Annotated in this window: 10 protein-coding genes and 1 pseudogene; 5 read left to right on the top strand and 6 right to left on the bottom strand. The window is 71.5% G+C overall.

Annotation, left to right across the window (positions count from 1 at the left end; translation table 11 throughout):
- Window positions 1-69 precede the first annotated feature (69 nt).
- Both ACIREE_RS06465 and ACIREE_RS06460 read right to left on the bottom strand, forming a co-directional pair.
- Window positions 70-1854: an alpha/beta hydrolase gene (locus tag ACIREE_RS06465; RefSeq protein WP_404147151.1), complete on the bottom strand. Its 1785-nt coding sequence runs from the start codon at window positions 1852-1854 to the stop codon at window positions 70-72.
- 5 nt (window positions 1855-1859) lie between these two features.
- Complete coding sequence (locus ACIREE_RS06460) at window positions 1860-2306, bottom strand: hypothetical protein (RefSeq protein WP_404147148.1); 447 nt, start codon at window positions 2304-2306, stop codon at window positions 1860-1862.
- 412 nt (window positions 2307-2718) lie between these two features.
- Between ACIREE_RS06460 and ACIREE_RS06455 the strand changes: the two are divergent.
- Together ACIREE_RS06455 and ACIREE_RS06450 are read left to right on the top strand one after the other, a co-directional pair.
- A pseudogene (locus ACIREE_RS06455) lies at window positions 2719-3516 on the top strand (DUF5753 domain-containing protein); the annotation flags it as partial.
- Window positions 3500-3709 (top strand): DUF397 domain-containing protein, encoded by a 210-nt coding sequence (locus ACIREE_RS06450; protein ID WP_404147145.1) that lies wholly within the window; start codon window positions 3500-3502, stop codon window positions 3707-3709. The pseudogene ACIREE_RS06455 and the gene ACIREE_RS06450, both read left to right, overlap by 17 nt.
- 41 nt (window positions 3710-3750) lie before the next feature.
- On the opposite strand, the gene ACIREE_RS06445 is transcribed toward ACIREE_RS06450, so the two are convergent.
- Together ACIREE_RS06445 and ACIREE_RS06440 are read right to left on the bottom strand one after the other, a co-directional pair.
- The gene (locus ACIREE_RS06445) at window positions 3751-4053 is read right to left on the bottom strand and encodes a hypothetical protein (RefSeq protein WP_404147142.1); all 303 of its coding nucleotides are present in this window, start codon (window positions 4051-4053) and stop codon (window positions 3751-3753) included.
- Entirely contained in the window at window positions 4050-4232 is a 183-nt protein-coding gene (locus ACIREE_RS06440; protein ID WP_404147140.1) for a hypothetical protein, read from the bottom strand. The genes ACIREE_RS06445 and ACIREE_RS06440 overlap by 4 nt, the downstream gene beginning before the upstream one ends.
- Window positions 4233-4389: 157 nt before the next feature.
- Between ACIREE_RS06440 and ACIREE_RS06435 the strand changes: the two genes are divergently transcribed.
- Window positions 4390-7611, top strand: coding sequence for an FG-GAP-like repeat-containing protein (locus ACIREE_RS06435; protein WP_404147138.1), 3222 nt, complete (start codon window positions 4390-4392; stop codon window positions 7609-7611).
- 36 nt (window positions 7612-7647) lie between these two features.
- Here ACIREE_RS06435 and ACIREE_RS06430 read toward each other — a convergent pair whose 3' ends face one another.
- Window positions 7648-8562 carry an EamA family transporter gene (locus ACIREE_RS06430; RefSeq protein ID WP_404148180.1) on the bottom strand — a complete coding sequence of 305 codons (915 nt, stop codon included), beginning with the start codon at window positions 8560-8562 and terminating at the stop codon, window positions 7648-7650.
- A 248-nt stretch (window positions 8563-8810) separates the two neighbouring features.
- Here ACIREE_RS06430 and ACIREE_RS06425 point away from each other — a divergent pair, with 248 nt between their 5' ends.
- Complete coding sequence (locus ACIREE_RS06425) at window positions 8811-9701, top strand: LysR family transcriptional regulator (protein WP_404147135.1); 891 nt, start codon at window positions 8811-8813, stop codon at window positions 9699-9701.
- A gap of 115 nt (window positions 9702-9816) precedes the next feature.
- On the opposite strand, the gene ACIREE_RS06420 is transcribed toward ACIREE_RS06425, so the two are convergent.
- A complete protein-coding gene (locus tag ACIREE_RS06420) occupies window positions 9817-12672 on the bottom strand; it encodes an FAD-binding and (Fe-S)-binding domain-containing protein (RefSeq protein WP_404147132.1) in 2856 nt (951 codons plus the stop codon).
- A gap of 279 nt (window positions 12673-12951) precedes the next feature.
- Here ACIREE_RS06420 and ACIREE_RS06415 point away from each other — a divergent pair, with 279 nt between their 5' ends.
- On the top strand, window positions 12952-14178 hold the full coding sequence (locus ACIREE_RS06415) for a cytochrome P450 (protein ID WP_404148178.1): 1227 nt from the start codon (window positions 12952-12954) through the stop codon (window positions 14176-14178).
- Window positions 14179-14185 lie beyond the last annotated feature (7 nt).

Here is a 14185-nt window from a genome sequence, read left to right as displayed (position 1 = left end):
GCGGTATGGCCACAGCGCTGGCGAGAGCGCCCCTCCGCCAGCCGGGCCGGTTCCTGAGCGGATTCACGGTCATTCCTTCACATTGCCGTACTTGCCGACCACCACGGCCGCCTGATTGTTCAAGGACACGGAATCAGCATCCCAGTAGCCGCTGTGGCCGCTGGTGTCGACGTCCATGCGGTGCGCTCCGAAGGATTCGTCGGAGGGGATCGAGATGATCGGGCCGGCGTTGTAGGGGATGCCGTTCCACGTAGAGACTCCGAGCTTGCGGCCTCCCAGAGCCTCTTGCCCCAGAGCGGGAACTACGTCGTTTCGGGCCGCCTCCGACCACACGTGGTCGCTTCCGACGTTGAGGTCGGAAGCATCGCTGACCAGCATGCCGGGACTACCCGCGACGACGATGTCGTCTGCGGCGATGTCACCGGGCAGCTTGGCGGCGGCGCCGATCGTGGTGGTGCCGTAGCTGTGGCCGACCAACGTGGTGTGACTGTTGTCGGGGCCACCCTGGGTTGTCTGGAGGCCGTCCATGAAGCTGCTGAGGGGCGCCGCACCGTCGTAGGCGTAGTGCCGGGCGGTTGCGTTGGGGATCTGGTCCGGCGCGTCGTAGCCGATCCACGTGACCGTTGCGGTGCTCTGCCCAGGGGAAGCCGTCTGCGCGGCACGCCACAGTTCCGACATGCGGCCGATGTCGCCGTGCGCGTTTGCGAGGCTGGCCCCGGTTCCGGGCACGTAGACGGCCGTGTTGTCGGCGGTGTCGGGGTTGCCGCTGGCGACGATGGCATGTCCATCATCCTTGGTGTCGAAGCCGAGGAGGTACGCCTGCGGCAACCCGGAGGTCGACTTGCCCTTCGAGCCCTTGCCCGGCGTGCCGCTCGCGTCGAGGCGGGCCTGGATCGCTTCCATGCCGTTCTTGTCGGCGGTGAGCTTGACCCATTTCTGCCACGCCGGGTTCACAACCGAGGAGGGCGGGTCGCCCTTCTGGATGTATTGGGGTGGGTTCGCCGGCAGCCCGTCGAGCTCGATCTGGGTCTGCGCCATCGTCTGCGCGAGCACCATCCGGTTCGACGTGTCCCGAGCAATGCTCGGGATTCCGTCCAGAGCGCCCACTTCGGCCGGGTACAGCGTCATGTACTCGTCGCGCTGCTCCTGGCTGAGGTGGTCCCACCACCCCTTGTTCTCCGCCGGACTCTTACCGTGCGGGATATCGCCCTTGCCGACCAAGCCACCGGCCGTCTCCTGAACAGCCTTCATGTCCTTGCCCTCGTCGGCAAGCATTTCCTTCGTCACCGCCAGACCGGCCGGCGCCTTGAGTCTGCGCAGCACTCCGGCATGGCGGGAGTCGATCTCGGCGGCGTCATTGACGGCGGTGGAGATCCGCTCGGCGATGTCCTCGGCCTTGCCCTTGTTCTCGTTTCCCTGCCCCTCGCCTTTACCGGGCAGGAGCGGCAACGGCGCTCCAGGGGTGGCCTTACCGTCGCCCGGTGCGAGCGGGACGGGGTTGGGGTACGTGACCGAGCCGTCCGAGTTGACGGTGAATCCCAGGCTCTCGGCGTCTTCGAGGGCTTGCGTGAGCTTGCGCAACGGGGCGGCAAGGTCTGTCGCGAGCGCGTTGAGAGTGGTGCGGATCAGGCCGCACTCACTGTGCAGGTACTGGTAGTTGTCGCGAAGCCGGTTCAGTCGGCCGACCGCCGCGTCCGGCGTCTCCCCCTTCTGTGTGCTGCGCACGGGGATGGACATCTCCTGGTCCACGCGGACCCGGGACGCATCCGAGCGGTTGCTGACATTGCCCCAGCCGTCGGCGGCGTCCTCGTACTCGCTGATCTTCAGATCGCGCAGTTGCTGCCAGGTGGGCATCTAGATCACCTGGCCCAGCCGGGCTTGTTGGGGTTGTGCACGCCGCCGACCTCGTCCTTGACACCGTGGTCGACCTCGCCGAACTTCTTGCCGGTCTGACCGAGCGTGCCGTGCAGGTGGTCGCACTCGTCGCGAACCGCCGTCAGGCGCGCTTCCCACGTCGGCTGGATCTCCTTCAGCGCCACCGTGCAATCGAAGCCTTCAGTACCGCCACCGATGCCGTCGGCCGACTTCTTCAACGCAGTGAGACCGTCCTGGGTGGAGGTACGCAGTTCCTCGGCCACGCGGGCGGCACCGGTCCACGGGGTATCGGTGATCAGCAGATCGGGACCGCCGCTTCCCGTGGTGGGCGTGGAGTAGCCCCCGTCGACCGAGGCACTGTTGAGCTGCATGTGTGCGGCGTGCTTATCAGCAGCGTGGCTCTTGAGCTGTTCCCACTCGTCCCATGCCATGGGTTCTTCCTCCCCCCCGTCTCCCGAGCGCCGCCCGGAAGATTCCCCTACCTGCCATCCGCTGCGCCTGATGACCCCGCCCGGCACCGACCGTACGAGACGGGTACGCCATTAGACGTCCGCGAGGCTGCTCAGATCGGCCCCGAGTATCCGTACCTAGACCCGCCACGCGGGCCGGAAACACGCGGGCCGGGTCCGGTGTGGCCTAATACGGCCGGTGCTCGTCCGGCGGATTCGTACTGGTCGGGCCGGACGACGGCGGAGCGCCATATGGCGTCTGGGAGTGGGCAACCTGTCCGAATTCGGTCGTGTGCTTGCGGCGCTGCGTCACCGCGCAGCCAGCGACCGCAACAACGACGCCCACAGCTCCTGCTCCCGCAGCCACCCATATCGTCGTGCCCCGCGAAGAGTGATGCGAGCCTCGGATTGTTCTCGAAGAACACCTACTCCTCGTCCGGGGTCACGGCGAAATCGAAATGCCCCCCCCCGGCCCCCAGGTCGCTTCTGTACGGGCTCGCTCGTCGGCCAGGTCGAGACGACCAAGAAGGTCCCGACCCGCGACTTCAGCGAGCGGGCCGATGCCGCGCTCGACACGGGCGGTCTGTTCTCCCGCCTGCTGGGCCTGGTGCTGCGCAGCCAGCTGCCCACGTGGTTCCAGCCGTACGCGGAGCTGGAGGGTCGGGCCACGTGCATCTCCACGTATCAGTGCCAGTTGGTCCACGGGCTCCTACAGACCGAGGAGTACGCGCGGGCGCTGCTCGGCGTGGACCACCCCGAGCAGGTCGAGGAGCAGGTGGCAGCCCGCATGGAGCGCCAGCGCGTTCTCGACCGGGGAACGCCGCCCGCCCTGTGGGTGGTGCTCGCCGAGGCGGTACTGCATCAAGAGGTCGGCGGCCGTGAGGTCATGCGAGGGCAGCTGCGGCACTTGGCGGGCTTCGCCAGGGACCCCTGGGGGAAGATCCAGGTCCTGCCGTTCACGGTGGGCCAACACACGGGAATGATGGGCTCGTTCACCCTCCTCCGCTTTGATGATGACCCCGACCTCTTCTACACGGAGAGCTACGACCAGGGGCACATGACGGCCAACCCGCAGGCGATGAGGGGGCGTTCGGTCGGTTATGCTCGCTTGCGGGCCTGCGCCCTCTCCCCCAAGGAATCGGCCCAATTGATCGTTCGTGTCACGGAGGAACGCTATGGGCAGGAACCCGAACCCGAACCAGGCGGACGCACAGTGGCGTATGTCGTCCTACAGCGGCACCAGCGGCGGCGAATGCGTCGAGGTCGCCACGCTCCCCGCGACCGTGGCGGTCCGCGACTCCAAGAACCCGGACGGCGACCTCTTCCGCGTCACGCCGATGGCCTTCACCGCGTTCGTGGCGGCGGCCTCGCAGGGCCGGGTCTGACCCGGCTCCCTCCCTCATGGACCTACTCGACGCCCTCGCCGTCATGGCGAGGACGGGCCGGCTCGCATGACCGACGGCTGACTCGACGAACTGCTCGGCACCCCGTGCTCGTCGAGCTGCGTTGTCAACGCCGCGTCGGAATACGCCCGTTCCAGATATCCGGGCTCGCCCCACTGGATCGGATGCCAGGACCCGCCGGCTCGCTGCTCCTCGAACCGGGGGACGAACACATGCCGGGGCACAAGCGCGAACGCCGTGTGCCAGGGCGAATCGGAGTCGGCAACCACATCGGTGGCGAACGCGCCGCGCAACTCGACGGCCGCATCGGTGTCGGGCCCGTTCATTCGGTGACTCCTTGCAGATAGTCGGCGTGCGCGGCGGCGATCGGCAGCCCGGTGCGGTGCTCGACCCAGCCCCAGGTGCCGGCCGGGTTGTTCTCGAAGAACACCCACTCCCCGTCCGGGGTCACGGCGAAGTCGAAACTGCCGAAGACGATCCCGTACGAGACCAGGAACCGGCGCACGGCCGTGGCGTCGAAACCCCATGTCCCCCAGCAACCCCGCCTGTTAATCTCACCCTGCTCACGCGGGGACGATCGGCACTTTCACCAGCCTCCTCCGCGTCGGCCACCCTGGGGAGGGAATCTTTTCGTGACTCGTCCGTCGACTCGTCCGCGTCCGTTGAACAGACGGGCCCCGCGCCGTACACGCGCGCTCGGCCTCACCGCTCTCGTCGTCACGCTCGCCGTGACCGGCACCATCGGCACCACCGCGGGGCCGGCCCTCGCCGCCGCTGCCGCCGCGTCCGCCGATCCCGTCGTCATCAGCCCGGGGGCCCGCTTCGTGCCCCGCGCCACCATCGTCCTGAACGCCGGTGAGACCGGGTTCCTCACCGCCCAGGAGGGCGACGACCGCCTCCGGTGGATCGACTACGCCTCGGGCGCGACGACCGTCCTCGACCACCGGCTGCCCAAGCCGCTCGACTACGACGTGGACCGGTTCCGTTTCACCGAGTACCCGGCGGACTTCGGCCACGGCTCCGACACCGTGGCCGTCTACGCGGACTCCCCCGCCCCGCACGTGACACTCCAGCAGCGGGCGGGCGGCGGCGCGACGGCCACGGTCCCGGTCCCGGACGGCCAGTCGTACGTCGCGACGTACGGCGACACCGTCATCACCCGGACCGGCCCGGAGGGCGCCGAGACGAGCCTGCACCTCCTGCGCCTGGACGACGGCCAGGTGCGGGACCAGGAGCTGGCGGGCCTGCCGCAGGGGTGGAACCTCACCATCAGCGAGGGCGACGCCCGGTCCGTGGCCGTGCGCGGCATCAAGTGGGAGGACAGCACGATGTCCCAGGGGTGGTGGGTCGTCGACCTCGCCACCGGGAAGGTGAAGGCCCTCTCCCCGCAGGGCGACAGCGTCTCCTTCGACCAGGACACCGTCTTCCAGCTCGGCGCCCCGTCCAGCTACGCCGCCCAGGTGTACAGCCGTGCCGACCTGGACGCGGAGCCCACCACCCTCGACCTGCGGGACGTGGCCTACGACGACGTCGTCCGGCGCTTCGGCGACGACCTCGTCACCGTGTCCCCGCCCAACCCCGGCAACAACGAGTACCGGGGCAACCAGCTCGTGCTGCGCGACACCTCGGGGAACCACCTGGAGTCGCTGCTTGCCGTCGCCTCCACCTCGGTGCACCGCACGCCCGACGGTTCACTCCTGGTGGCCGGCGCGGAGGAGAACACCACCGACGGCGCGCTCGACTGGGGGTACTACCGCTTCACCCGCGCCGCCGACGGCACCATCACCCGCAAGCGCCTGGCGGACATCGAGGACCGGGAGGCCGACCCGGCCGGCATCTCGCTGGGCAGCGGCATCCTGACCACGGCCGACGACTCGCAGAACTACGCGCCCGGCACCCTCGTCGGCGGCTACCGGAGCACCTGGCTCAAGACCTCCGGCCGCCCGGATGAGTTGCGGTCGACCGTCGACGGCCCGGTGTCCGGTCGCGACGCCGACTGCGGCTCCAGCTCCGGTGAGGGCCCGTACTGCGTCACCATGTTCGCGAGCGGCGACGGGTACCACGGTCGCAAGGCCGGGACCGAGCAGGACGTCACCATGCTTTACAAGAACGGCGAAGCCGCGAGGGGGCCGCGGGTGACCTCCGGGCTCGGCAGCCCCGAGCTCGTCGACCTCTCCGGACGCTTCGGCATCGTGAACCAGGGGTGGGGCGGACAGCAGGCGGTCCTCCGGTTCGGGGTCGCCGACAGCGGGAGCGTGCTCATGAAGCGCGAGCCGGTCGCGGCCTCGGTCTGGGGCAACACCCTGTGGAGCGCCGCCGGTGCGTGGGACGACACGAGCTCGGGTGTGTCGACCCAGGTGGCGGCCCGCAACCTGGCGACGAACGCCGCCGGTGAATCCTTCGACGCGGGCTGTGTCCCCAGCGACCTCCAGGCCGTGGGACGTTGGGTGTACTGGCGTTGCAGCGACTACTGGAACGACTTCCAGGGCGCCGGTGTGTACGACCGGCAGACCAAGGCGTCCGTGAAGCTCGGCGCCGACGAGACGCTCCTCGGCGACGGCTACCTGGTCCACCGCTCGGCCGCGGCCGGCCTCACCCTCGTAGATCTGCATGACGGCCTGAAGACCGGTGCCAAGGAGGCGGATCTGCCGCAGCGGGTCGTGGTCACCGCCGCCGAGCTCGGCGAGCGGACCGGGCGCAGGTCCGGCTGGACCGTCGACCGCTTCGGCGGCCATGTCGCCTACACGGGCGGCGACCGGCGGGTGCGGATCGTCCCGTCGGGCGTCCCCGCGTCCCCCGTCACTGCCATCGACGCCGATACGCCCGCCACCGTAGACCTCAAGTCCGGTGCCTGGGCGCCGCGTTGGTGGCTTTCGAAGCCGGGCGCCTCGTGGTCGCTGGCCCTGAAGCACAAGGCGACGGGCACGGTCGTGCGCACCCTGACCGGGGGCGAGGTCCGCGGTCAGGTCACATCGTCGTGGGACGGGAAGGACACGAGCGGCAAGCTCGTGAACAACGGGGCCTACACCTGGACCCTGACCGCGCGGCCCGCCGACGGGCAGGGGGCCGCTCTCACGGTCTCCGGGACCGTGAACGTGAGCGGTGGCGCCGCCGTGTGGCGGGACATGGTGGGGGACGACGGGTTCGGCGATCTGCTGGCCACCGACCCCGACGGGACCGTGTCCCTGTACCGGGGCACGGGGACGGGCACCCTGTCCGCCCGTACCGCCGCGTCCGGCGACAAGTTCGCCGCGAACACCCTGCTCGTACCCTTCGGGGACGTGGACGGCGATCGGTGTGACGACGTGCTCGCACGCGTCGGGAACGAGCTTCGGGCGTACCGGCCCGGCTGCGGGAAGATCGTCTCCGCGTCGTCGCCGTACACGCTGATCGGGTCCGGCTGGGGACAGTACGACCGCCTGACGTCGTCCGGCGATGTCAACGGCGACGGTTACGCCGACCTGATCGCCCGTCAGACCACCACCGGTGACATGTACTTCTACGCCGGCACGGCCGATCACCGGCTGAAGACGAAGGTGCGGATCGGCACCAACTGGAAGCTCTACAACCGGATCGTCGGGGCGGGCGACCTCAATGGCGACGGGCGCGGCGACCTGCTCGGGGTCGACTCCGCCGGTGCGCTGTGGCGGTACTACGGAACGGCTACCGGCGGGGTGACCGCGCGGGTCAAGATCGGTCCGGGCTGGGCCGGTTACACGGCTCTCGTCGGCCCCGGCGACCTGACCGGCGACGGGCGGGCCGCGCTGCTGGCCCGGGACGCCTCCGGCAAGCTGTGGCGGTACGCCTCCACCGGGGACGGCAAGTACGCGGCCCGGGTGCTGGTCGGCACGGCCGGCTGGAACAGGTTCACGGACCTGTTCTGACGCGGAATGGGGAGCGCTGGGCCGCGCGGCGGCGGCTCAGCGCTTCTTCTTCCGCCCCACCTGCGTCCGCACCGCCCCCATGCTCGCCCCGATGACCAGGGCGATCGCCAGGGCCTGGATCAAGGTCAGGGCCTGGCTCAGGACCAGGAAGCCGGCCAGGGCCGCGATCGCCGGTTCGAGGCTCATCATGACCGCGAACGTGGACGCGGGCAGGCGGCGCAGGGCGATGAGTTCGAGGGTGTAGGGGAGGACCGAGGAGAGGATCGCGACGGCCGAGCCCAGGCCGATCGTCACCGGGTCGAGGAGCCGGGTGCCGGAGGCCGCGATGCCGAGCGGCAGGCTGAGCACCGCCGCCACGGCCATCGCGAGCGCGAGCCCGTCGGCCTGGGGGAAGCGGCGGCCGGTCCGGGCGCTGAAGATGATGTACGTCGCCCACATGGCGCCCGCCGCGACCGCGAAGGCGACGCCCACCAGGTCGAGGCCGCCGAGCCCGTCGCCCGCACCGCCGAGCAGGAAGACGCCGCACAGCGCGAGGCCCGCCCAGACGAAGTTGACCGCGCGGCGCGAGGCCACGACGGAGAGGGCCAGCGGTCCGAGGACCTCGAAGGTGACCGCCAGGCCGAGGGGGATACGGGCCGCGGCCTGGTAGAAGAGCATGTTCATGGCGCCCATGGCGACGCCGAACGCGACGACCGTGCCCCAGTCGGCGCGCGAGTGGCCGCGCAGCCGCGGACGGCACACCACCATCAGCACGAGCGCCGCCACCACCAGGCGCAGCGTCACCACGCCGACCGCCCCCACCCGCGGCATCAGGCTCACCGCGAGCGCGCCGCCGAACTGGACCGAGACGCAGCCGGCCAGCACCAGGCCGACCGGGCCGAGGGAACCCCCGCGGGCCTCGGCGGCCGGTTCCGCGCCGCCGGACCCCGTGAGGACGACGGCCTCCGGCACGGGCGACTGCGACTGTTCGGTGCGCGAGCCGTTCACAAGGCCTCGTTTCCTCTCCCCGATCAGGAATGCCAGGAATGCACTGCCCCGAGGTACCTCGGTACCTCGGTACCGTCTCTCGACCCGGAGTGCATTATTTTAGACTTACGCGTCCACGGTACTGGACTGAGCGCCGCGCGTGAACCATCACGCTAGAACCGCCGGGCGCGGCCTGTGAAATGCCTTCTGCGCTCCCGTTATGCTCCGCGGACATGAGCCGGGACCGGGACCACGCCATCGAAGTGCGCCACCTGCGCTGTTTCCTCGCGATCGCCGAAGAGGGCGGCGTCACCCGCGCCGCCGCCCGGCTGCGCCTCACCCAGCCCGCGGTCTCCCGCACCCTCGCCGCCCTGGAGACCGCGCTCGGCGTACGCCTCGTCGACCGCTCCACGCACCATCTCGCCCTCACCCCCGAGGGCCGCGCGTTCCGCGAGAAGGCGACCGTCGCCGTCACCGCGTTCGAGGACGCGCTCGCCGCCGCCCGCACCCCGCTGCGGCCCCTGCGCCTGGGCCACGCCTGGTCAGCGGCGGGCGACTTCACCACGCCTCTCCTACGCCGCTGGCGCCACGCCCACCCGGACGTGCCGCTGGAACTGCTGCGCATCGACGACCGCACGGCCGGACTCACCCGCGGCGCCGTCGACGTCGCCCTGCTGCGCGGCCCGGTCGACGCGCCCGGCCTCGTCACCGAGCTCCTGCGCCACGAGACCCGGGTGGCGGCGCTCCCTTCCGACAGCCCGCTCGCCCGGCGCCCCGCGCTCACCCTCGACGACCTGCGCGAGCAGGTCATCGCTCTGAACACGGTCTCCGGCACCACCACCCTCGGCCTGTGGCCGCCGACCGCCCGGCCCGCCCGGACGCTGGCGGTCGCCAACACCGACGACTGGCTCGCCGCGATCGCCGCGGACCAGGCGGTCGGCATCACGTCGACCGCCACGGTCGGCATGCATCCGTACCCGGGCGTCACCTACGTCCCGCTCACGGACGCCCCGGCCCTGCCCGTGCACCTGGCCCGGCGCGAGGGCCCCGGCCACCCGTCGGTCCCCGCCCTCATCGCGCTGGCCCACGAGGTGGCGGCCCAGGGGCGCGGGACCCCTGGCTGAAGTGACTGAAGCGGCCGAAGCGGCTGAAGTGGCTGAAGTGGCTGAGGAGCCCGCGTCTGCCGAGCCCGTCCGCGAAGAGACCGCGTCAGCCGAGCCCCTCCGCGAAGAGACCGCGTCAGCCGAGCCCCTCCGCGAGGACCTCCGCGAGGTGCCGGGCCCGCACCCCCGCCAGCTGCTCCACCTGCGTCCGGCACGAGAACCCGTCGGCCAGCACCAGCGTCCCGTCCCCGGCCGCCCGTACGCCGGGCAGCAGGGACTCCTCCGCGCAGGCCACCGACACCTCGTAATGCCCCTTCTCAAAACCGAAGTTGCCCGCGAGCCCACAGCATCCGCCGCTCAACTCGCCCTCCAGACCGGCCCGTTCGCGCAGCCGCCGCTCCGCCGCGTCGCCCAGCACCGCGTGCTGATGGCAGTGCGTCTGCCCCACGACCGGCCGGTCGATCCGCGGCGGCGTCCAGTGCGGCGCGAACCGCTCCAGCGCCTCGGCGAAGGTGACCACCCGGTCGGCGAGCAGCCGCGCCCGTGGATCGTCCGGCAGCAGCTCCGGCAGGTCCGAGCGGAGCGCGGCCGCGCACGAAGGCTCCAGGACGACGACCGGCCGCCGACCGGCGAGCACCGGCTCCAGCAGGTCGAGGGTGCGGCGCTGCACGGCGCGGGCCCGGTCGAGCTGCCCGGTGGAGACATACGTGAGCCCGCAGCAGACCCGGCCGCGCACCGTAGGCGTGCGGCCGTACGTCCGCGTCGGCGGCAGCGTCACGGCGAGCCCGGCCGCCTCCAAGACCCGCGTCGCGGCCCCCGCCACCTGCGGTGCCAGGTGGTCGGTGAAGGTGTCGGGCCACAACACCACTTCCTGGCCGTCACTCCCCTGTCCACCGCGCCGTGCCGCCGCGAACCGGCGCCCGAGCCCGCGATGCCAGGCACCGCTGAACGTCCCCCGGGCCACCCGCGGAATCTCCCGCTCCCCCGCGATCCCGCCGACCCGTTTCGCGATCCCCGCCAACACCCCTACTGAACCGAAGTAGTTGACGATCCCTGCCGTCCGTGTCCGCTCGACGAGGCGGAGCCAGCGCGGCAGCCACCCCATCGCGTAGTGCGCCATCGGCCGGCGCCGCCCCTCGTAATGGTGGTGCAGGAACTCCGCCTTGTACGTGGCCATGTCGACGCCCACCGGGCAGTCACTCCTGCACCCCTTGCAGGACAGACACAGGTCGAGCGCGTCCCGCACCTCCTCCGAGCGCCACCCGTCGGTGACGACCTCACCGGCCAGCATCTCGTGCAGCAGCCGCGCCCGCCCGCGCGTGGAGTGCGCCTCTTCGCCGGTGGCCCGGAAGGACGGACACATCACACCGCCACCCGAACCAGCGCTCTCCGTACGGCACTTGGCGACGCCGACGCAGCGGCGCACGGCGGCCGAGAAGTCGCCGCCGTCGTGCGGGTAGCCGAAGACGACGTCCACCGGTTCGCGCGGCAGCACGGCGAAGCGCAGGTTCTCGTCGAGCCGCGCGGGCCGCACCAGCATCCCCGGATTCAGCACGTCGGCGGGGTCCCACACGCCCTTCACCCGCTCGAAGAGGCCGACGAGCTCGGCGCCGTACATCGTCGGCAACAGCTCGGCGCGCGCCTGACCGTCCCCGTGCTCGCCGGACAAGGACCCGCCGTGCGCGGCGACAAGCGCGGCCAGCTCCTCGGAGAACCGGCGGAACCGCCCGATCCCCGGCTCCGTCAGCAGATCGAAGTCGATACGGACATGAATGCAGCCGTCACCGAAGTGCCCGTACGGGGTTCCGCGCAACCCGTGCTCGCGCAGCAGCCCCCTGAACTCCCGTAGATACGGCCCCAGTTGCGCGGGCGGCACGGCGCAGTCCTCCCAGCCGGGCCACGCCTCGCTGCCGTCCGGCATCCGCGTCGCCGTCCCGCTGGCGTCCTCCCGGATCCGCCACAGCGTCCGCTGCCCGGCCGGATCGTCGACCACCAGCGCGTCCGTCACGTCCGCCGCCCGCACGATCCGCTCGGCGGCGGCCCGCGCCTCGCCCGGCGTCGCGCCCCCGGTCTCCACGAACAGCCACGCCCCGCCCTTCGGCAGCCCCGAGTCCGCCGGTACGAGGTCGGCGGCCATCCCCTCGACGGTCAGCGGCCCGTGCGGCAGCAGGCCCGCGGCGGCTTCCGCGGCGGCGCTCTCGTCCGCGTAGCCGAGCACGGCGAGGGCCTTCGCGCGCGGCGCCTCGACGAGCTTGACGGTCGCCCCGGTGACAAGCCCGAGCGTGCCCTCGGTGCCGCAGAAGAACCGGGCCAGATCGGTGCCGTGCTCGGGCAGCAGCGCGTCCACGGCGTACCCGGAGATGCGGCGCGGCAGCCCGGCGAACGGGGCGAACCCTGTCCTGATCGTCGCCAACTCCCGCTCCACCAGGGCCCGCAGCCCTTGCGGCGCACCGTCCCAGCCCTGCCCGAGCCGGTACGCGGCGCCGTCCGATGCCGCGACGTCCAGCGCGGCGACGCTGTCGGCCGTCGTGCCCCACGCCACCGAGTGCGAGCCGCACGAGTTGTTGCCGATCATCCCGCCGAGCGTGCAGCGGCTGTGCGTCGAGGGGTCGGGCCCGAACCGCAGCCCGTGCGGGGAGGCTGCCGCCTGGAGCCGGTCGAGTACGAGCCCGGGCTGCACGACGGCGGTGCGCGCCGCGGGGTCCACGTCCAGGATCCGGTTCATGTACCGGGTGAAGTCGACGACGACACCCGTGCCGGTGGCCTGCCCGGCGATGGACGTACCGCCGCCGCGCCCCACCACGGGAACGTTCCGCTCCGCGCAGAGGGCGAGAACGGTTTGGACGTCATCGGCATCCCTCGGCGCGACGACGCCGAGCGGGACTCTTCGGTAGTTGGACGCGTCCATGGTGTTCAGCGCGCGGGCGCCGATGCCGAAGTCGACGTCGCCCCGGATGACCTTGCGTAGTGCCCTGCCGATGTCATCAGCCATGCCTCCCAGGATGCAGCCCCCGGGTACCTCTCGCGCCACCCCGCGCCACACGGCGTCCCCCGCCTTGCCCCGATCCGGTGCAGGACCCTCCCCGGCCGGTCACCAACTCTCCTATAGTGACGCCGACTTGATCACAGCCTGTCCCGGCCGCGCCCAGGCCACCACCCCTGACAGCCCCTGGAGAGACTCGTGACCACACCCCCGTCACCCTCGGCATCCCCGGCATCCCCGGCACTCCCGACACCCCCGGCTGACTGCCCCCACCACGACTCCGGCCGCATCGCCCTCGACCCGTTCGTCTCCGACCTGGACGGCGAGAGCGCCCGGCTGCGCGCGGCGGGCCCGCTGGCCGAGGTGGAGCTGCCGGGCGGCGTCCCGGTCTGGGCGGTCACCCACCACGCCGAGGCCCGCCGGCTCCTCACCGACAGACGCCTGGTGAAGGACATCGAGGTGTGGGGCGCCTGGCGGCGCGGCGAGATACCCGCCGACTGGCCGCTGATCGGCCTGGCCAACCCGGGCCGCTCGATGCTCACCGTGGACGGCGAGGACCACCGCAGGATGCGCGCCCTGGTCGCCCAGGCGCTCACCGTGCGGCGCGTGGAGCGGATGCGCGAGCGCATCACCGAACTGACCACGGGCCTCCTGGACAAACTGCCCGCGGACGGCGGTGTCGTCGACCTGAAAGCCGCGTTCGCCTACCCGCTGCCCATGCACGTGATCAGCGACCTGATGGGCATCGACGAGGCGGACCACGCCCGCCTGAAGGTCCTGTTCGACAAGTTCTTCTCCACCCAGACCCCGCCGCACGAGGTCGTCGCCACCCTCGGCGAACTCGCCGCGATGATGGGCGCCGTGGTGGCCGCCCGCCGCGCCGAGCCCGGCGACGATCTGACCAGCGCCCTGATCCAGGCCTCCGAGGGCGGCGACCGGCTGACCGACGCGGAGATCGTCTCCACCCTCCAGCTGATGGTCGCCGCGGGCCACGAGACGACGATCTCGCTCATGGTCAACGCGGTGGTCAACCTCTGCGCCCACCCCGACCAGCTCGCCCTCGTCCTGTCCGGCGGCGCGACCTGGGAGCAGGTGGTGGAGGAGACCCTGCGCCACTCGACGCCCACCTCCCACGTCCTGATCCGCTTCGCCACCGAGGACGTACCGGTCGGCGAGAAGACGATCCGGCAGGGCGACGCCCTGATCGTGTCCTACGCGGCGATCGGCCGGGACGAGCAGGCGCACGGCCCCACGGCGGACGCCTTCGACATCACCCGTGCCTCAACCAACCGGCACATCGCCTTCGGCCACGGCCCGCACGTCTGCCCCGGCGCGGCGCTCTCCCGCCTGGAAGCCGGGGTGGCGCTGCCCGCCCTGTACGCCCGCTTCCCGGGCCTGCGCCTCGCGGTGGAGCCCGGCGAGCTGCGCCACAAGCCGGTGGTGACCCAGAACGACCTGTACGAGCTGCCGGTACGGCTGACCGCTCCCGAGGTCGCGGCGGAGCCCGTCCCGTAGATCACCA

It is taken from the genome of Streptomyces sp. NPDC102467 (assembly GCF_044765445.1).
In the GTDB taxonomy this organism is placed as follows: domain Bacteria; phylum Actinomycetota; class Actinomycetes; order Streptomycetales; family Streptomycetaceae; genus Streptomyces.
The sequence above is the reverse complement of the archived record's forward strand: the minus strand, read 5'-3'. Positions and strand labels throughout refer to the sequence as shown.